The following is a 19511-nucleotide window of genomic DNA, read 5'->3' as shown; positions in this document are numbered from 1 at the left end:
TCGAAGCGGGGGAGCGGGCAGCGCGCTCATCATGCGATGGCCATTTTTTTCGCGCAAGAACGGATCGACCCGGATAGCGCGATTGTTCATCAGGCGCGCGACCGCATTCTCATTGAGTTGCCGGATTTGAATGCGGCTTGCGCGCGGTGAAGCGTCTTTGTGCCGGCGACCCCGTAGTCTGATGATCATCGAACAAGGAGAAGTGTGATGAATGTCAGCGTACTGGGCGGGGGGCATGGCTGCTATGCGGCCGTGATCGACATGCTGGAAAAAGGCCATAACGTGACGTGGTGGCGCCGCGATACGGTCGCCGCGGCGCGGCTGCGCGAACTCGGCGCGCTCAAGGTCAAGGACTTTCGCGGCGAGCGGCGGGTGCCGATCGGCGCGCAGCCAGGCGCGATACGTCTCGTCGACGATCTGGCGGAAGCGGTGGAGGGCGCAGCGCTCATCGTGATTCCGTTGCCTTCAACGACGCACGAAGCGCTGGCGGCTCAACTGGCACCATTTCTCGCGGACCATCAGGTGGTGTTCCTGCCGCCCGGCACGTTCGGCAGCTATGTGTTCGCGAAGGCGATGCACGAGGCGGGCAACGCGCACGAGGTGGCCTTCGCGGAGACCGGCACGTTGCCGTACCTCGCACGCAAACATGGCGAAGACAATGTGGTGGTGAGCGCGTACGCTACGCGCCTGCCGAGCGGCGTCTTTCCCGCACAGTTTGCGGCGTGGGCGGTTCCGGTGCTGCAGCAGGCCTATCCATCGGTCGAACCGATCGAGGATGCGTTGAGCGGCGCCCTGATGAACGCGGGACCGGTGATCCACCCGCCACTGATCATGATGAACGCCGGCCCGCTCGAGCACTTCGATGCCTGGGACATCCATAACGAAGGCACGCAACCGTCGATCCGCCGCGTGACGAGTGTGCTCGACGCCGAACGTATGGCGGTACGCGAGGCCCTTGGCTACGGCGCGCCGCATTTTCCGCTCGCCGACCACTATGCGAGCGAGGGCGACGAGTGGATGTACGGCCGCGGCGCGCACGGCAAGCTGACCGATAGCGGCGACTGGCGCGAGGACATCGATCTGAAGACGCACCGCTATATGCTCGAAGATACGCGGCTCGGTTTGTCGTTTCTTGTTTCGGCGGGACGCTGGGCTGGCGTGCCGACGCCCGTCGCCGAAGGTCTGCTGAATCTGGCGAGCGCGGTGTCAGAGCGTGACCTGTACGGCGAAGGCCGCACGCTCGAGCGGCTGGGCCTTGCGTCGCTTTCGCGCGAGGCGATGACGGCCTTGCTCGAACGGGGTTTCGATCAATGAGCGCGGCCGTCGACATCCAGCACGTTCATATCCTCGGTGCGGGGCGGATGGGGCAAGGCATCGCGCTTGCCTTCGCTTATGCCGGCTTGCGCGTAACGCTGATCGACTTCAAGGAGCGCGACCCGGCGGCTCGCAGCGCCTTCGCGGCTGCCGCGCGTGGCGAGATCGTGCGGCAGTTGCAGACGCTGGTGGTGTTGGGCCGCATCAGCGAGGCGCAGGCTGCGGAGACGATGGCGCGCATCGTCATCGTGGATCGTGAGCACGCGCGGGAAGAGCTTGCCGAAGGCGAGATCGTCTTCGAGGCCGTGCCGGAAGTGATGGAAGCCAAGCAGACCGCGTTCGCCTGGCTATGCGAACACGCCGGGGCGGACGTGTTGTTTGCATCGACCACGTCGACGTTTCTCGTGACCGAGCTTCAGCAAGTGGTCGCGTATCCCGGGCGGCTTCTCAACGCGCACTGGCTCAACCCGGCTCACTTGATGCCGCTTGTTGAAGTCAGTCGTAGCGATGCCACGGCCGCAGCGACCGTTGAGCGCGTGGTCGCCTTGTTGCGCCGGGTTGGCAAAGTGCCGGTGGTGTGCGCGCCGTCGGCGGGATACATCGTGCCGCGCATCCAGGCGCTGGCGATGAACGAGGCCGCGCGCATGGTCGAGGAGGGCGTTGCCAGCGCGGAAGACATTGATACGGCTATCCGTACCGGTTTCGGTCTGCGGTTTTCCGTGCTGGGTCTGCTCGAATTTATCGACTGGGGCGGCTGCGACATTCTCTACTATGCGTCGCACTATCTGGCGCGGGCGATCGATCCGCGCTTCCTGCCCGCCACGATCGTCAGCGACAACATGCGGGAAGGCCACGATGGTCTGCGCGATGCGCGTGGCTTCTACGATTACGCGGATGTCGATGTGCCGGCGTATCTGCACAAACGGCTCGGTGAATTCAGCAGCTTGCTCGACAACACGGGACTCGCGCCTGTGTTTAATGCCGCGTTGAAAAGCTGAACGGCGTCTGCGAAGAAAGTTCGTTGAGGGCGAAACGGTGTGGACGCCCCTCATGAATCAGATGACGACTCTATCGTCTGGATTCGCAGCCGTTGCGTATCGCCCTGGCGTCGTCCCCATCACTCGCCGGAACATGTCGATAAACGCGCTGACGTTGTCGTAGCCGAGTTCGAGCGCAATCGTCGTGACAGGCAGGCCATCCGCGACGAGCTCGAGCGCTCGAAGCAGACGGGCCTGTTGACGCCATTGTGCGAACGTCAGGCCCGTCTCCGCCACGAAACGCCGACTCAGAGTACGTGGTGCGACGCCGGCCCACGCGGCCCATTCTTCCAGGCGGCGATTGTCTGAAAGGTCGCTCGCCAACGCGTCGGTGATCCTGACGAGCCTTGGATCGTCGGGGCTCGGCAGACCTAGTGATTCCTCTTTCGCCGCTGCAAGTTCATCGACGATGACGTCCGCAATACGCGTCTGCGCCTCGTCGAGTTCGATGCCCGGCCAGGTCGCCGCGCGCCGCACGGCTTCGCGCAGCAAGGGGGCCGTCCTGATCGCGCGAGGCTCACGAGGTAAGGGCGCGCACCTTTCTTCAGCGATAAACACGCTCCACCCTGAGAACGGGCCATACGACCGCACGGAGTGGACGCAATGCGGCGGAATCCAGATCGCGTGTATCGCAGGAACAACCCATTGCTGCTTGTCGAGTCCGACCGAGACGAGGCCGCTCAGCGCGCCCATGAGCTGTCCGCGCGCATGACTATGTGGCGCCGTCGCGCGCGCTTCGTTTTGCGTCAGCTCGGCCGCGGCGAGATAGGGACCTTCCTGCGAGGTCACGAGATCGGGGCGAATGAGGTAAGTGGACATGGCCGAAACACCGTATGGAATGGCCTTTATACCGGAGACGGGCCGCTTTTGCACGACTACACTGGTTTTGTTCTTTTAACGACCGGAGTGCAGTGCGATGCGAGCAGAACAGATTCTTCCCGATCACGTCGACCAGGTCGACTTCAACGGCACGACGGTCCGCAAGGGCACCGTCGCGGCTTTTCTCGCCAGTGCGCGTATCTGGAGCGATGAAGGCGCCAGTGAAGAGGCGCGTGCCCATGCCGAGGCCGACATTGTCGAAGGGCTGCCTGCACTGCGCGCAATAGGACTCTTCGATGTGCTCGAGATCCGTGATGTTTCGCTGCGCAATTGGCTCGACGCACATTGATCGGGACGCAGCCTCAATCTTCTCTTCGAGGAATTCTCATGAAAGCTGCAGTAGTTAAAGGTGCGGGGCAGCCACCCGCTTACGAAGACTTCGATCGTCCCAATGCGCTGGCTGGCCATCATCTGATCGACGTCGCCGCTTCGGCGTTGAGCCGGATTACCCGCAGCAAGGCAGCGGGCTCGCATTACTCGGCGTCGGGCGCGTTCCCGTTCGTCGCGGGCGTCGATGGTACGGGGCGTCTCGAAGACGGCCAACGTGTCTATTTCTTCGCCCCGCAAGCGCCGTTTGGCGCGCTGGCGGAACGCAGCCTCGTGCCCGAGGCAAACTGCATTCCGCTCCCCGATGCGATCGACGACGTCACAGCGGCCGCTATCGCGATTCCGGGCATGTCGTCCTGGGCCGCACTGACCGAGCGCGCCAGGTTTGTGCAAGGCGAGACGGTGCTGGTCAACGGCGCAACGGGTGCCTCCGGGCGACTTGCTGTGCAGATCGCGAAGCATCTCGGCGCCGGAAGAATCATCGCGACAGGCCGTAATCCGGCCAGCCTCGAATCGCTCAAACGTGCCGGTGCCGATTTCACGATCTCGCTAGAGCAGGACGAAAACAGCCTGAGCCGCGCCTTCGAATCACATTTTCGCCAAGGGGTGGACGTCGTATTGGATTACCTGTGGGGACCCAGCGCACGGTCATTGTTGATCGCTGCGGCAAAAGCATCGGCTGATGCTTATCCGGTTCGCTTTGTCCAGATCGGCGCGATTAGCGGTGCCGATATCCAGTTACCGGCGGCCGTGCTGCGCGCGACCGCGATCACCCTGCTGGGCAGCGGAATTGGCAGCGTGACTTTGCCTCGTCTCCTGCATGCGGTAAAAGAAGTGTTCAATGCAACGGTACCCGCCGGACTTCAGATTGCAACGGAGGCCGTGCCGCTTTCCGATCTGAACCTGCATTGGGGCAGCAGCGATAGCCAGGTCCGCACTGTCTTCACGCTCCGGTAGTTCCAGTTGTCGTTGCCGCGTCTCGATGCCCGAAGCAGACTACACTTGCCGTAAGCAAGGCAGACTACGGGCCACAGAGACCGGAGGAGACAAGATGGACCTGTTCATGTCGATGGAAGCGTTCGTGCGGGCCGCGGAAGCACAGAGCTTTGCCGGTGCCGCGCGCCAGCTGGGCGTCGCCAAATCGGTGGTGACCTCGCGCGTCAAGCAGCTCGAAGACCATTTCGGCGTGCCGCTCTTTCATCGTTCAACGCGCGCGGTACGCCTGTCGGAACTCGGCGAGACTTACTACCGTGAGTGCGCCGAGCTGGTCAACAAGGTCCACGATCTGTCCGGACGCTCGCGCGGCGATCCGCAGGCGCTCGCCGGCACGCTCAATATCCATGTTCTACCGGGCTTCGCGCTTGGGCATTTTTCGCAAACACTGATCGAATTCCGCGCCGCTTACCCACGCGTCGAGTTCGTCGTGACCGTCAATGACCGGGTGATCGATCCCGTACAGGAGGGCTTTGATCTGGCCTTGCAGATCTATCCGCCGGCGTCCAATTTGCTGGTGGAGCGGCGTCTCTTTCCCGTGCGTGGCGTGCTGTGCGCGGCGCCCGGTTATCTGAAGGAAGAGCCGGTGATCGAGACGCCGCTCGACCTGTTGCGGCACGATTTCGCCCGTTATTCGTACTACCCATGGGGCGACAAGTGGCCGCTGATGCGCGGCAACGAGTGCTTCGAAATCGCGCTGAATCCGGTACTTAAAACCAATAGCGTGCACCTGCTGCTCGAGTTCGCGCGGGCCGGTGCGGGCGTCGTCTATTTGCCGACGATGGTCGCCGCGGCCGATCTGCTCGAACGGCGCCTTGAACGCGTGCTGCCGGAGTACGCGGCGCCGCCGTTGTGGCTGTCGGCGGTCTATCCTGCCTCGCACCGCTCGACCACCAAGGTCAAGGCTTTCGTCGACTTCCTGCGCGCCCGCTATCTGCGCGAACCGCAGTGGGACAAGGCGCTCGGCATTTCACCGCCGGACGACGAGACCAAAAGCGTCGGCGAGGAGCTGGCCGAAGACTGAGAACCCCCGCAGAACCCGCGGGTTCTCCACCAGGTAGTTTCCCTGGCGCGATTTTGAAGCACCCATGGTTCGCGTTTCCCGACCCTCAGATCATTGCTGTTGCGCCTGCCGCCACTTAATCTTCGATCCAAGCAACGCATTCGCGGATTCGTAGATCAACTGGAGGCAGACATGCAAGAGACCTGGTTCGGTAGCCTGGACAATTTCCGCAAAGGCTCCATCGAAATCATCACGGGCAAACCGGAGCACTACGCGATGTCGAACGTATTCGACGTCGCAAGCCGCGCAGAGCCCTACGAGAAAGTCGTCGTCGGCAAGAATCTCAAGTACGTGATCGAGACACTGCGCGCGGAGGGTTCGTCGCCGTGGTTTGCTGCGTCGCACGATGAATTCGCGGTCGTGCTCGACGGCGAGATCGACATCTTTTTCATCAAGCCGTCGGACGGCCCGCTGGTCGACGCGCAGACCGAAGGCAGCGTGCGGCTCGAAGGCCAACCGTCGGGCCAGTCGATGGGTTATGTGCGGCTGCGTCGCGGTCATCAGGCCCTGCTGCCTGCGGGCGCCGCGTATCGCTTCGAAGCGAGGACGAAAGGCGTGCTGCTCGTGCAGACGATCCTCGGGCGCTATTCGGTCGAGAAGTGGGCCGACATCTGCATCCACTGATTCCCTCTACCGATCGATCCTCTACTGGAGCCCATCATGGACAAAGCCAGCACCCTGCAAAACGTCACCGCGAGCGAGGCAGACGCGGTGAGCGGTTATCGCACGTTCCGTCTCGGCGATTTCGAATTTAGCCGAGATGCTTATTTCGCCACCGTCAAATGGCCCGCGAAAGGCCAGATCCGCTCGCACCAGATGCATGCCGACGACTTCCTGCGCGCCATGATGCGCGACGTGGCGTGGGGTTTCTTCTACGGCTGGGTCAACTTCGACGAAGTGATCGGCACCCGCAATCACTACGGCAAGGTCGACATGTATGCCGGTGCGTACAACGCGAGTTTCAAGGAAGCCGGCGTCGATCATATGCAGCAGTTCGACACGCCGCTCATCATGGCCACGTTCAAGGCGATTCTGCGGGACTGGGTCAACGAAGGCTTCGATCCGTTCGCCGCGCCTGAAGAAACCGGCTCCGCGTTCGGCACGAAACATGGCGACAACATCTCCGCGATCGAGCGCACGCGGATCGCCACGAAGCGTATGCCCGGCCTCGAAGGCGATTCGCCATTGCGTGACGACTTGCCGGTCAATCGCCAGTTCGCCGATGTGGTTCAGGATGAACCCGAGATTCATGCAGAGCCAGGATTTGAGAGCGCGTTGCATGCGTTCAGCCTCTTCAAGTACCTGTCTCGCTCAGACGTGACGTGGAATCCGTCGGTCACGTCGGTCTGCCAGCAGAGCCTGTTCTGCCCGACCACCGAGGAATTCGTGCTGCCGGTGTTTCATGGCAACGACCGCGTCGAGTGGTTTCTGCAACTGTCCGACCAGATCATCTGGGACGTCGCCGATAAAGACAGCGGCGAGCCGCGTGCACGCATCACGATGAACGCGGGCGATATCGCCGCGATGCCGGCCGACATCCGCCACAAGGGCTATTCGCAGAAACGTTCGATGCTGCTGGTGTGGGAGAACGCCACGCCCGATCTGCCGAAGCGCTACGAAAGCGGTGAATTGCCGCCGTATCCGATCCAGATCTAACTCTCAGACATCCCCTCCGATCGTCGATCGAACGGCGCCAGACCGCTGGCGCCGCGGGGATTGTCACGTCCAAAGTTTTACTTGCGCGGGATTGACATGCAAACGCAACTCTTCATCGGCGGCCGCTTCGTGCCGGCTGCAAACGGCGAAACGCTCGCCTCCCTTAATCCGCACGACAACTCGGTGATTGCCGAAGTCGCGATGGCCGGACCCGCCGATGTCGACCGCGCCGTGGCGGCTGCGAAGGCGGCGTTTCCGAAGTGGAGCAATCTCGCCGCGATGGAGCGGGGGCGTTTGCTGCTCAAACTCGCCGACGCAATCGAAGCAAACGCCGATGCACTGGCGCGCCTCGAATCGCTCGATACTGGGCACCCGATTCGCGACACACGCAATCTCGATGTACCGCGCACGGCAGCGACGTTCCGCTATTTCGGCGGCATGGCCGACAAGTTCGAAGGCTCGGTAATTCCGGTCGAGCAGGGTTTTCTGAACTACATGACGCGCGAGCCGGTCGGCATTGTCGGGCAAGTGGTGCCGTGGAATTTTCCGCTGATGTTCACGAGTTGGAAGATGGCGCCGGCGCTTGCGGCAGGCAATTGCGTGATCATGAAGCCCGCTGAACTCACGCCGCTCTCGAGTCTCGCCATCGCCGAACTGATGGCGGAGGTTGGATTTCCAGAGGGTGTCGTCAATATCTTGCCGGGCCTCGGTCATGTGGCAGGTCAGTACATCGCCGAGCATCCGGAGATCAGCAAGGTCGCCTTCACCGGTTCGACTGCGATCGGCCGCAAGATCGTGCAGGCGTCGAGCGGCAATCTGAAGAAGGTCCAGCTCGAACTCGGCGGCAAAGGCGCGAACATCGTATTCGGCGACGCGAATATCGGTGCCGTTGTGCAAGGTTCCGCGTTCGCGATTTTCCATAATCAGGGGCAGGCGTGTATCGCCGGCTCGCGGATGATCGTGCACGAATCGATCGCCGACGAAGTGCTGGAAAAGTTCGTCGCGTTGAGCCGTACGATCCGGATCGGCAATCCGCTCGATCCCCTGACCGAAATGGGTCCGCTCACCTCGCGTCAGCATCGCGACCGCGTGCTGTCGTTCGTCGACGTCGCACGTGAACAGGGTGGCCGCGTGCTGGCGGGCGGCAAGGCGCCGGACGATGCCACGTTGGCGAATGGTTGTTATGTCGAGCCGACCATTGTCGAAGCGAAGCCGGAGCATCGCGTGTCGCAGGAAGAAGTGTTCGGTCCGTTCATGACGGTCACCACATTCCGCACAGACGAAGAAGCACTCGCGATCGCGAACGGCACCGAATACGGTCTCGGCGCGGGTCTCTGGACACGCGACCTGCAACGCGCGCATCTCGTGGCGCGCGAGATTCGCGCCGGCATGGTGTGGATCAACTGCTACAAGCGCGTGAGCCCCGCGTCTCCGTTCGGCGGTGTCGGCGCGAGCGGCTATGGACGCGAGATGGGTTTTGAAGCGATGCGCGAATACACGCAGCCCAAGTCGGTCTGGGTCAACGTGGATGCGCAGATTCCGCCTTACTACCCGCGCTGAACCGCCATGGAATCGTTCGTCTATAACGGCCTGCCGTCACGCGTGATTTTCGGTGTGGGCAGTCTCGACCAGCTCGATCGAGAGATCGGCTTGCTCGGCGCCATGCGCGCGATCGTGCTGTCCACGCCACAGCAGCGTGCCCAGGCCGAAGCGTTGGCGGCAGGTCTTGGCTCGCGGGCGACAGGCGTCTACGCCGAAGCGGTGATGCACGTGCCAATCGAAACCGCCCGCGCGGCCCGCGATTTTGCCGCGCAGGTCGGCGCCGATTGCGCGATCGCGATAGGCGGCGGTTCGACGACCGGACTCGGCAAGGCGATCGCGCTCGAAACCTCGCTGCCGATCATCGCGATTCCGACCACTTATGCAGGCTCCGAAATGACGCCGATCTACGGCCTCACCGAGGACGGCATCAAGAAAACCGGCCGCGATCTGCGGGTATTGCCGAGAACGGTGATCTACGACCCGTCGTTGACCACGTCGCTGCCGCCCGCGTTATCGCTGACGAGCGGCATCAATGCAATCGCCCACGCGGCCGAGGGGCTCTACGCGCAGGACACGAACCCGATCATTGCGCTGATGGCGGAAGAGGGTATCCGCGCGCTTGGTCAAGGTCTGCCTCGGGTGATGCTGAAACCGGACGATCTCGCCGCACGCGGCGACTGCCTCTATGGTGCATGGCTGTGCGGCGCCGTGCTCGGCAGCGTTGGCATGGCGCTGCATCACAAGCTGTGCCATACGCTCGGCGGCACGTTCAATCTGCCGCACGCGGAAACGCACACGATCGTGTTGCCGCACGTGCTCGCCTATAACCGTGAGGCCGCACCGGGGGCGATGAAGCGTATCGCACACGCGCTGCATGCCGACGACGCCGCGCAAGGTGTATTCGACCTCGCACGCGACAACGGTGCGCCTACCGCGTTGAAAGACATTGGTGTAAGCGCAAGCGATCTCGACCTCGCGCTCGATCTCGCGTTGAAGAACCCGTACTGGAATCCGCGGCCGGTTGAACGAACGCCGCTACGCGCGCTGCTGGAAGCTGCGTTCGAAGGCAGACGGCCTGATTAGCACGAACGCCCCCACTCATACAAAAAAATTCAGGAGACAACCATGGACGCATATTCCTTCGATGCGAAGCGCCGCCGCTTCGTCACACTCGCCGCGGGTGGCGCGCTCGCCGCGTCAACCTCGGCGTTCTCGCCGCTCGTCTTCGCCGCCGGCCCGCGCACGCTGAAAATCGGCTACGTGTCGCCGCAAACCGGCCCGCTCGCGCCGTTCGGTGAAGCCGACCGCTTCACGATCCAGCAGATGCAGACGACGCTGAAAAACGGCATCGTGATCGGCGGCAAAACCTATCCGGTGTCGATCGTCGTCAAGGACAGCCAGTCGAATCCGAATCGCGCCGGCGAAGTCGCCAACGATCTGATCCTGAAGGACAAGGTCGACATCATGCTCGTCTCCGGTACACCCGAGACCGCGAATCCGGTGAGCGATGCGTGCGAGCTGAACGAGATGCCCTGCGTGTCGACGGTCGTGCCGTGGCAGCCCTGGTTCTTCGGCAGAAAGGGCGATCCGAAGAAAGGCTTCCGCTTTACCTATCACTTCTTCTGGGGGCTCGAGGATGTGATCACCGTCTACACCGGCATGTGGCAAGCGGTGCAGACCAATCACAGTGTTGGCGGTCTGTTTCCGAACGATGGCGACGGCAACGCCTGGGGCGATGCGAAGCTTGGCTTTCCGCCAGTGCTCGCGCAGAAAGGCTTCACGCTGAAGGATCCTGGTCGCTTCCAGAGCATGACGCAGGACTTCTCCGCGCAGATTTCGTCGTTCAAGCAGGCGAATGCGCAGATCGTGACCGGTGTCGTGATTCCGCCCGATGCGAAGAACTTCCTCGTGCAGGCGCGTCAGCAAGGACTGAAGCCCAAAGTCATTTCGATCGGCAAGGCACTGCTGTTTCCCACTTCGATCGAAGCGCTCGGCGATCTCGGCGATGGCCTCTCCACCGAGGTGTGGTGGTCGCCTTCGCATCCGTTCAAGTCGTCGTTGACGGGACAAAGCGCGCGGCAAGTCTCGGACGACTACGAGCGCATCACGTCGAAACAATGGACGCAGCCGATCGGTTTCGCGCATGCGTTGTTCGAAATCGCCGTCGATTCGCTAAAGCGCGCGAAAGACATCGACTCGAATGAAGCGATCCGCGACGCAGTGGCAGCGACGAAGCTCGATACGCTGGTCGGTCATGTCGCATGGGGCAGCGGACCGGTGAAGAACGTCGCGAAGACGCCGTTGGTAGGCGGCCAATGGGTGAAGGGACAAAAGCATCGCTTCGATCTCGCCATCGTCAACAACCAGCTCGCGCCGAACGTGCCGCTATCCGGCCCGCTCAAGCTGATCGCGTGAATGTATAGCGGAGAGCGGTGATGAACCCAGTTCTAAGATTGACCGGCGTGTCGAAGCGTTATGGCGCGCTACAGGTGACCGACGACATCAGCTTCGCGGTCGAACGCGGCGAGACATACGGCATTCTCGGCCCGAACGGCGCCGGCAAGACCACGCTGTTCAACCTCGTTAGCGGTGACGTGCGGCCCGATCAGGGCAGCGTCGAATTCGACGGCGCGGACGTGAACCACTTATCGCCACATCGCCGATGCGCGGCGGGGATCGGCCGCTCGTATCAGGTGCCGCGGCCGTTCGGCGGCATGACGGTATTCGAAAACCTGCTGGTCGGCGCGACCTTCGGTGGCGAACTGGCCGAGCACGCGGCCTACGACGTCTGCATGGATGTGCTCGAACGCACGGGGCTCAAAGCGCGCGCCAACCAGTTGGCCGGCACGCTGGGGCTGTTGGATCGCAAGCGCCTCGAACTGGCCCGCGCATTGGCCACGCAGCCGCAGTTGTTGCTGCTGGATGAAATTGCAGGCGGCCTGACCGAACCCGAAACGCACGAACTCGTCGACGAGATTCGCCGCGTGAAAGAAGCGGGCGTGACGATCGTGTGGATCGAACACGTCGTACATGCATTGCTCGCGGTGGCCGACAGGCTGCTCGTCATCAACTTCGGCAAACGGCTTGCTGAAGGCCTGCCCGGCGCCGTGATGGACGACCCCGAAGTGCGGCGCGTGTACCTCGGACTGGAGGCGTGACCATGTCGGCATTACTGGAGACTCGCGCGCTGAGCGCGTTTTACGGCGACTTCCAGGCGCTGTTCGGCATCGACGTGACAGTCGCACCCGGCGAGGTGATCGCGCTGATCGGCTCCAACGGCGCGGGCAAGTCGACCTTTCTGAAATCGGTGGCGGGGCTGCTGCGCCCCCGTTCCGCCGGGCAGATCCTGTATCGCGGCGAGCCGATTGGCGGCGCTGCTGCGGCGAGCATTGTCGGCAAGGGCATTGCGCTGGTGCCGGAAGGGCGGCGTCTGTTTGCGAGCCTGAGCGTCGAAGAAAACCTGCTGCTCGGCGCATTTTCCAAACGGCCCGGCCGCTGGAACCTGCAAAGCGTCTACTCGCTGTTTCCGGCCTTGCGCGAGCGCCGTCACCATGCGGCCACGGCCTTGTCGGGCGGTCAGCAGCAGATGGTCGCGATCGGCCGCGCGCTGATGAGCAATCCCGATCTGTTGATGTGCGACGAACTTTCGCTCGGCCTCGCGCCGGTGATCGTGCGCGAGATCTATGCGGCGTTGCCCGCGATTGTCGCAGACGGCATGAGTGCAATCGTCGTCGAGCAGGACGTGCAACTGGCGCGCCGCGTGTCGTCGCGTTTCTATTGCTTCCAGGAAGGACGCGTGTCGCTGGCGGGCGTGTCGGCCGAGGTGTCGGACGAGGCCATCACACAGGCATATTTTGGAGCGGTCGCATGAACACGTTCATCAATATCGTCGTACAGGGCGTGCTGCTCGGCGCGCTGTATGGGCTCTTCGCGATGGGGCAATCGCTCGTATTCGGCGTGATGCGGCTCACCAACACCGCGCACGGTGATTTCATCGTGCTGCTGGTGTTCGTGCTGTTCGCCCTGACGAACTACGCGCATCTGCCACTCGCCGTGTCGCTGGTGCTGCTGCTCGTGATTGCGTTTGGTGCGGGTTACGCGGTGCAGTACACGATCCTCAATCGGGTGAGCAGCCGCGATCCGCTGCCTTCGCTGATCGTCACGTTCGGCTTGTCGATCGTGATCCAGAACGTATTGCAACAGGTGTTCTCCGCCGATCCGCGTTCGATCGCAACCGGCAGCTTCGAATCGAAGAGCCTCACGCTCGCGGGCGGTATCACGCTGGGCTATTTGCCGCTCGTCACTTTGGTCGTCACCACCGCTTTGGCTTTCGCCATGCAGTGGTTGTTCGGCCGCACGTCACTTGGCCGCGCGTTTCGCGCCACCTCGGATGACCGCGAGATCGTGCAACTAATGGGCGTCTCCTATCGCCGCACTTATGCACTCGCGATGGGCATCGCGTTCGTGCTGATCGCAGTCGCTGCCGCGCTGTATTCGATGCGCACCGCGGTGTCGCCGACCGATGGCCCGGCATTGCTGCTGTACGCGTTCGAAGCCGTGATCATCGGCGGGATGGGCTCGTTCTGGGGCACCTTCGTCGGCGGCATGGCGCTTGGAATTGCGCAGCAGGTGGGTTTTTACTTCGATCCCGGCTGGGGTATCTGGCTCGGCCACGTGGTGTTTCTCGGCGTGCTGGTGGCCCGGCCGCAGGGCTTGCTGCCCAAAACCGCATAGAGGCTCGATATGACGATGATGCATATGAACCGGCCCGCAGGGGGCTTCGAAGTGCGGCGCGCGACGCGTGCGAGCCGCGTGGCGATGATCGTGCTGCTGATCGTCGCGCTGGCGGTGGCGAGCGCGCCATGGTGGGCCGGGCGCGATGCGATGCGCGACTTCGTGCAGCTCGCGTCGTATCTGGTGTTCGCGTTGATGTGGAATCTGCTGGCGGGCTATGGCGGGATGGTGTCGATCGGGCAGCAGGCGTTCTTCGGCATCGGCGGCTATGGGATGCTGATTCTCGCCAACTACTGCGGGATCTCGCCGTTCGTCGCTGTGCCGATCGCGGCGGCAATCGCAACGGTCATCGCAATTCCTGTATCGATGGTGGCGTTCCGGCTCGAAGGCGGTTACTTCGCGATCGGCACGTGGGTGATCGCCGAAGTGTTCCGGCTGACGGTGGCGAACGTCTCGGTGCTGGGCGGTGGTTCGGGCACCAGCCTCACCGCGTTGCAGGACGTGCCGCGTGCGCTGCGTGAATCGCTGACGCTTTGGCTCGCGCTCGTTATCGTCGCGGCCGCGATCGGTCTGCTGTATCTGTTTCTGCGTTCCAAAGCCGGTCTCGCATTGACCGCGATGCGCGACAACGCCGTGGCGGCCAGCAGTCAGGGTGTCGACGTGAAGCGTGCACGCTTGCTCGTCTATCTGGTATCCGCGTGCGGTACAGCGTTGGCCGGTGGCCTGTATTTCGTCGGCAACCTGCGTATCTCGCCGGACGCGGCGTTCTCGGTGAACTGGACCGCGTTCGGCATTTTCATCGTGATGATCGGCGGCCTGGGCACGCTCGAAGGGCCGATTGTCGGCGCGCTGATTTTCTTTGTGCTCAACCAGTTCCTCTCCGACTTCGGCACCTGGTATCTGATCGGGCTCGGTGCGCTGGCGATCGTTGTGACGATGTTCTTCCCGCAAGGGCTGTGGGGCTTCGTATCGCGCCGCTACGGACTGCAATTGTTCCCCGTGGGACGCCGCGTTGTATTCGTCGATGCCGGCGCTTCTCAACAAGATTCACAGCAAGCTTCGCCGCGCGATGCATCGCCCGATTCCGTCGAAGCGCCGTCGGCTCCCCATCGCGCATGAGGTCGACAATGAACGACGAAACCATTCACCCCTTGACGCAGAACGTGCTCAGGACGTTTGCCGACTGCACCGATCCTCGACTCAAGCAGATCATGACCGCGCTGGTCAAGCATCTGCATGCATTTGCCAGCGAGGTTGAACTGACTGGCGAGGAGTGGCGCCGCGGCATTGAATTCCTGACGGCGACCGGCAACAAGTGCAGCGGCATTCGCCAGGAGTTCATCCTGCTGTCGGACACGCTCGGCCTGTCGATCATGGTCGACGCGATCAATCACGAGCGCGCAGGCGACACGACCGAGAGCAGCCTGCTCGGTCCGTTCTACCGCGAGGGCGCGAAGGATGAGGCCTTCGGCGCCAACATCGCGCGCACCGAAGGCGAGCCGACGCTGATCCACGGCCGTCTCGTCGACGAACGTGGCGCACCAGTGCCCGGCGCATTGATCGAGGTGTGGGAAACGGCCAATAACGGCATGTACGAAGGCCAGGATCCTGATCAGCCCGAGAGCAACCTGCGCGGCAAATTCCGTTCTGGACCGAACGGCGAATACGCATTCAGAACTATCAAACCAACCAGCTATCCGATTCCGACCGATGGCCCGGTCGGACAGATGTTGCTCGCGACCGGACGTCATCCGATGCGGCCCGCGCATATCCACTTCCTGATCGAGGCACCCGGCTACGAGACGCTCACCACCGCGTTGTATTCCGCTGGTGATCCGTATGTCGACTCCGACGCGGTATTCGGCGCGAAGCCTTCGCTCGTAATCGACTACGTGCCGAACCACAGCGCTTCGGCCGCGAAGGAATGGGACTTGCCGAGCCCGTTCTTCGAAGTCCAGCGCGACTTCGTGATGAGTCGACGACTCGCGTGAGGAGGGCAGGTCATGAATGCCGCAAGTCCCGAACCCCATGCGGGCTTTCTGTGCGCGCTCGACGATATCCCGGACGGCGGCGCGCTGGAAGTTGCCGCTGAGCAAGCCGGTGCCCCTGGCATCGTCGTGGTGCGCCGGGGTGATGACGCCTGGGCCTATCGCAACGTCTGCCCGCACTTTTCGATTCCGCTGAACTACGAGCCGAACACGTTCTGGGCTTACGACGCCGAATTGCTGATGTGCGCGCATCACAGCGCGATGTTCCGTTTCGAAGACGGTCAGTGCATCGACGGTCCGTGTCAGGGGGCGGCGCTCACGCGCGTTGCCATTCGTATCGAGCAGCGAAATATATTCAACAACGATGGAAGGGGACAAGCATGAACAAGACGAAGACGAAGCGCTTTTCGCTAGCAGGCTGCACGGTCGCGTTGATGGCGCCGGGTTTCGCAGGCGCGCAAAGCAGCGTGACACTGCAAGGCGTGATCGATGCGGGCGTCACCTATGTGAACAACCAGCATGGCGGCGCCGCGACGCTGTTCGACAGCGGCGTGCTGTCGCCGGATTTGCTGACCTTTAAAGGCAGTGAGGATCTGGGCGGCGGCAATAAGGCGATCTTCGAACTCACGTCGCAGTTCGATCTGGGCAGCGGCGCGACGATCCCCGGCGCAGGACAGCTTTTCAATCGCACAGCCCTGGTGGGACTCACCAACGACCGCTTCGGCTCGCTGACCTTCGGCAATCAGTATGACTTCATGTTCGAGACGCTGACGCTCGGACTGTATGACGGCGCGTTCCTGTTCGGCGGTATCTACGATTTTCGTCAGGGGCCGTTTACTGCGTTGGGCGTGCCGAACAATCCGACCGGTTCGTTCGACTTTGACCGGATGGCGGGCGCAACGCGTGTGGGGAACTCGGTCAAGTATCGCAGCCCGGATATATCGGGCTTCACTTTCGGCGCGCTCTTTGGCTTTGGTGGCGTTCCGGGTTCGTTCTCGGAAGACTCCACCATGAGCTTCGGTGCGAACTATGCGAACGGTCCGTTCGGCATCGGCGCGGCGTATGTCGAAGTGAAATATCCGCAACTGGGCGACGGTCACGACGGTATCCGCAATTTCGGGGTCGGCGCGCACTATAACTTCGGCAGCGTTCTGGCCATGCTGCTGTACACAAACACGAAGAATACGGCGAGTGGTGCGAAGATCGACGTGTACAAGGGCAGTGCGGCGTGGACGATCTCCGGGGCATGGACCCTCGGCCTCGACTATGCGTATATGAAAGGCAACGACGTGCTGCTGGACAACAAGGCGCAGCAGATCACCACGGCGCTGCAATACAGTTTCTCGAAGCGCACCACTGGCTATATTGAAGCGATGTATCAGCGAGCGGGCGGCGATGCGGCGGTGACGCGGGCGTGGATCAACGGTTTGTTGCAACCGGACGGTGCGGCGAGCAACCGGTCGCAGACGCTTGCACGCATTGGCTTGCGCACGAGCTTCTGAGGATGCGGCGGTTGTTTTTCAAGCAGACGTGTCATGTGGCTTCTGCGAAGCATTCATTGCCAATGCTGCTCTCAGAACAACTGTCTCTGCCCCGACACCAAGGTCGTAAAATCATCGCGCAATAACGGCAGAATCGCGTCGGCGACCGGTTGCAACTGCCGGGTCAGATAGTGTTCGTAGTCGATCGCCGAGCGCAAGGTTTCGAGCGGTTCTGGTCCGGCGGTTGTCATCACATAGCTGATCCAGCCGCCGTCCTGGTATTGCAGCGGACGCCCCTGTTGCCGGTTGAACTCGTCGGCCACACGAGCCGCGCGCACATGGGGCGGAACGTTGCGCTCGTAGTCGCCGAGCGAGCGGCGTAGCCGCTTGCGGTACACGAGTTGATCGTCCAGTTTTCCTGCCAGCGTATCGCGCACGTAGTCGCGCACATAGTCCTGATACGGCTGTTGCCTGAAGATTCGCCCGTAGAGTTCCTGCTGGAACTGCTGGGCGAGCGGCGTCCAATCAGTCCGCACCGTTTCGAGCCCTTTGTAGACGATCTCCTCGCCACCGTCCGGCAAGATAGTCAGCCCGGCATAGCGCTTCTTGCTGCCTTCCTCGGCGCCGCGAATCGTCGGCATGAAGAAGCGCTTGTAGTGCCGCTCGAATTGCAACTCGAGCGCGCTCTCGAGGCCGAAACGTTTCTGCAGATTCTGCCGCCACTGCGCGTTGATATGTTCGACAAGCGCCCGGCCGATGCGACTCGCTTCTTCCTCGCTATGCGCGTGCTTCAACCACACGAAGGTCGAATCCGTGTCGCCGTAAATAACCTCGTAGCCTTGCGCCTGAATGAGCTCACGCGTGGTGTGCATGATTTCATGGCCGCGCATGGTGATCGATGACGCAAGGCGCGGGTCGAAGAACCGGCAGCCTGTGGAGCCGAGCACGCCGTAGAAGGCGTTCATGATGATCTTCAACGCCTGCGAAAGCGGCTTGTTGTTCTCGCGCTTGGCGGTTTCGCGCCCCTGCCACACCTGGCCGACAATCGACGGCAAACAATGGCGGGTGCGCGAGAAGCGTGCGCCGAGAAAACCCGGCACCGATTGATCGTCGCCAGGATTGAGCATGCCTTCCACGAGACCCAGCGGGTCGATCAGAAAGGTGCGAATGATCGACGGGTACAGGCTTTTGTAGTCGAGCACCAGGACCGAGTCGTAGAGGCCGGGCCGCGAATCCATCACGAAGCCACCGGGGCTCGCGGCACCGGCTACGTCACCGAGATTCGGTGCAACGTAGCCTTGCCGATGCATCCGCGGCATGTACAGATGCGTGAACGCCGCGACAGATCCGCCGCTTCGATCCGCGGGCAGGCCGGTGACCGTCGCGCGCTCCAGCAAAAACGGTAGCAACTCGGTCTTCGCAAAGATGCGCGTGACCAGTTCGCAGTCTTTCAGGTTGTACTGCGCGAGTGCAGGTTTGTCCTCATCGAAGCGACGCTGGATTTCATCCATGCGCTGATACGGATTGTCGATCGACTTGCCTTCGCCCAACACCGTGCGCGAAACGTATTCGAGGCTGAACGAAGGGAAAGTCCACGTGGCGGAGCGCAGCGCTTCGATACCGTCGATGATCAATCTTCCCGCAGCGCCCGCGAAGAAATGGTTCTGCTTATGGCCATGCTCGCGCCATTCCATGACCGCGCCGCCGCGGCCGAGCCGTAATGGCACGCGATATTGTTCGGCATGCTGCTGCAGCACACGCAAATCGAACTGCACGAGGTTCCAGCCGATGATCGCGTCGGGGTCGTGCCGTTCCAGCCACGCGTTCAGTTTTTCGAGCAACTGCGCGCGGGTTTCGCAGTATTCGAGGTCGAAGTGGACGCCGCTCGCATCGCCGTTCGGCGGCCCCAGCATATAGACCTGGCGCTGCCCGCAACCTTCGAGCGCGATCGAATAGAGTTCGGCGTGCGCGCTGGTTTCGATATCGAGCGACACCAGCTTCAATGACGGCCGGTAGTTCGTGGCCGGCTTCAATTCGCCGTTCAGAAGCGGGCCGCCATGCTGTGCGTCGCCGGCGAACCACACCGGCGCGGTAATGAAGCGCTCCATCATGTAGCGCTCGGGCGGGAAGATGTCGGCCTCGTAGACATCGACGCCGCCTTGTTTCAGGCGTTTTTCGAAACCCGTTAATTGCCGGTATTGCGGGCAATAAAGCCCCATCACCGGCCGATGCTGGAAGTCGCACAGTTCGAGCGGGCGCAGATCGAGCGGCGCTTCGCGGCGCAGGATGGTTTCCGCTCGCTCGCGGTGGTCGGCCGGAATGAAGGCTACCGAAGGCTGAGGACGCAGGCGCACGTGACGGGGCCCGCCGTCTGTTGCCAGCCAGAAATCTACCTCCGTGCCGGCGGGGGTATCCCGCCAGTGTCGGGTCAAAATGAAACCCTGTTCAAGCTCAGTCAAACTTCCACCTCTAAACGGGCGTCATCGCCTGGCTCGAT

General features: G+C 62.3%; 19 protein-coding genes. 17 read left to right on the top strand and 2 right to left on the bottom strand.

Going from position 1 to position 19511, the window contains the following annotated elements:
- Positions 1-207 precede the first annotated feature (207 nt).
- Positions 208-1314: an NAD/NADP-dependent octopine/nopaline dehydrogenase family protein gene (locus M0D68_RS15195; protein ID WP_200653973.1), complete on the top strand. Its 1107-nt coding sequence runs from the start codon at positions 208-210 to the stop codon at positions 1312-1314.
- A complete protein-coding gene (locus M0D68_RS15190) occupies positions 1311-2312 on the top strand; it encodes a 3-hydroxybutyryl-CoA dehydrogenase (protein ID WP_211706933.1) in 1002 nt (333 codons plus the stop codon). Before M0D68_RS15195 ends, M0D68_RS15190 begins: the two co-directional genes overlap by 4 nt.
- Positions 2313-2369: 57 nt before the next feature.
- Here M0D68_RS15190 and M0D68_RS15185 read toward each other — a convergent pair whose 3' ends face one another.
- Positions 2370-3170, bottom strand: a complete 801-nt coding sequence (locus tag M0D68_RS15185) for a helix-turn-helix domain-containing protein (RefSeq protein WP_211706932.1) — start codon at positions 3168-3170, stop codon at positions 2370-2372.
- Between the two features lie 97 nt (positions 3171-3267).
- Here M0D68_RS15185 and M0D68_RS15180 point away from each other — a divergent pair, with 97 nt between their 5' ends.
- The 15 genes from M0D68_RS15180 to M0D68_RS15110 all read left to right on the top strand — a co-directional run bounded on the left by M0D68_RS15180 (position 3268) and on the right by M0D68_RS15110 (position 17035).
- Positions 3268-3519: a hypothetical protein gene (locus M0D68_RS15180; protein ID WP_093645129.1), complete on the top strand. Its 252-nt coding sequence runs from the start codon at positions 3268-3270 to the stop codon at positions 3517-3519.
- A 38-nt stretch (positions 3520-3557) separates the two neighbouring features.
- Positions 3558-4514, top strand: coding sequence for a zinc-binding alcohol dehydrogenase family protein (locus tag M0D68_RS15175; protein ID WP_211706931.1), 957 nt, complete (start codon positions 3558-3560; stop codon positions 4512-4514).
- Positions 4515-4608: 94 nt separating this feature from the next.
- The gene (locus M0D68_RS15170) at positions 4609-5574 is read left to right on the top strand and encodes a LysR family transcriptional regulator (RefSeq protein WP_093645125.1); all 966 of its coding nucleotides are present in this window, start codon (positions 4609-4611) and stop codon (positions 5572-5574) included.
- 171 nt (positions 5575-5745) lie between these two features.
- Positions 5746-6237, top strand: coding sequence for a hydroxyquinol 1,2-dioxygenase (locus tag M0D68_RS15165; RefSeq protein ID WP_211706930.1), 492 nt, complete (start codon positions 5746-5748; stop codon positions 6235-6237).
- 36 nt (positions 6238-6273) lie between these two features.
- Positions 6274-7269, top strand: coding sequence for a hydroxyquinol 1,2-dioxygenase (locus M0D68_RS15160; RefSeq protein WP_211706929.1), 996 nt, complete (start codon positions 6274-6276; stop codon positions 7267-7269).
- Positions 7270-7365: 96 nt separating this feature from the next.
- Positions 7366-8829 (top strand): aldehyde dehydrogenase family protein, encoded by a 1464-nt coding sequence (locus M0D68_RS15155; protein ID WP_211706928.1) that lies wholly within the window; start codon positions 7366-7368, stop codon positions 8827-8829.
- Between the two features lie 6 nt (positions 8830-8835).
- Positions 8836-9894, top strand: a complete 1059-nt coding sequence (locus tag M0D68_RS15150; protein ID WP_211706927.1) for a maleylacetate reductase — start codon at positions 8836-8838, stop codon at positions 9892-9894.
- Positions 9895-9936: 42 nt separating this feature from the next.
- Positions 9937-11226 carry an ABC transporter substrate-binding protein gene (locus M0D68_RS15145; protein ID WP_266210973.1) on the top strand — a complete coding sequence of 430 codons (1290 nt, stop codon included), beginning with the start codon at positions 9937-9939 and terminating at the stop codon, positions 11224-11226.
- A 20-nt stretch (positions 11227-11246) separates the two neighbouring features.
- Positions 11247-11969 carry an ABC transporter ATP-binding protein gene (locus tag M0D68_RS15140; protein ID WP_211706925.1) on the top strand — a complete coding sequence of 241 codons (723 nt, stop codon included), beginning with the start codon at positions 11247-11249 and terminating at the stop codon, positions 11967-11969.
- Between the two features lie 2 nt (positions 11970-11971).
- Entirely contained in the window at positions 11972-12682 is a 711-nt protein-coding gene (locus M0D68_RS15135) for an ABC transporter ATP-binding protein (RefSeq protein ID WP_211706924.1), read from the top strand.
- Positions 12679-13545, top strand: coding sequence for a branched-chain amino acid ABC transporter permease (locus tag M0D68_RS15130; RefSeq protein WP_200620395.1), 867 nt, complete (start codon positions 12679-12681; stop codon positions 13543-13545). Before M0D68_RS15135 ends, M0D68_RS15130 begins: the two co-directional genes overlap by 4 nt.
- A 9-nt stretch (positions 13546-13554) precedes the next feature.
- Complete coding sequence (locus M0D68_RS15125; protein WP_244869786.1) at positions 13555-14664, top strand: branched-chain amino acid ABC transporter permease; 1110 nt, start codon at positions 13555-13557, stop codon at positions 14662-14664.
- An 8-nt stretch (positions 14665-14672) separates the two neighbouring features.
- On the top strand, positions 14673-15536 hold the full coding sequence (locus M0D68_RS15120) for an intradiol ring-cleavage dioxygenase (protein ID WP_244869785.1): 864 nt from the start codon (positions 14673-14675) through the stop codon (positions 15534-15536).
- 12 nt (positions 15537-15548) lie between these two features.
- The gene (locus M0D68_RS15115) at positions 15549-15917 is read left to right on the top strand and encodes a Rieske 2Fe-2S domain-containing protein (RefSeq protein ID WP_211706922.1); all 369 of its coding nucleotides are present in this window, start codon (positions 15549-15551) and stop codon (positions 15915-15917) included.
- A complete protein-coding gene (locus tag M0D68_RS15110; RefSeq protein ID WP_211706921.1) occupies positions 15914-17035 on the top strand; it encodes a porin in 1122 nt (373 codons plus the stop codon). The genes M0D68_RS15115 and M0D68_RS15110 overlap by 4 nt, the downstream gene beginning before the upstream one ends.
- Before the next feature lie 71 nt (positions 17036-17106).
- On the opposite strand, the gene M0D68_RS15105 is transcribed toward M0D68_RS15110, so the two are convergent.
- Complete coding sequence (locus M0D68_RS15105) at positions 17107-19473, bottom strand: DNA polymerase II (RefSeq protein WP_211706920.1); 2367 nt, start codon at positions 19471-19473, stop codon at positions 17107-17109.
- Positions 19474-19511 lie beyond the last annotated feature (38 nt).

Source organism: Paraburkholderia sp. SEWSISQ10-3 4 (assembly GCF_030464785.1).
In the GTDB taxonomy this organism is placed as follows: Bacteria; Pseudomonadota; Gammaproteobacteria; order Burkholderiales; family Burkholderiaceae; genus Paraburkholderia; species Paraburkholderia aspalathi.
The sequence above is the reverse complement of the archived record's forward strand: the minus strand, read 5'-3'. Positions and strand labels throughout refer to the sequence as shown.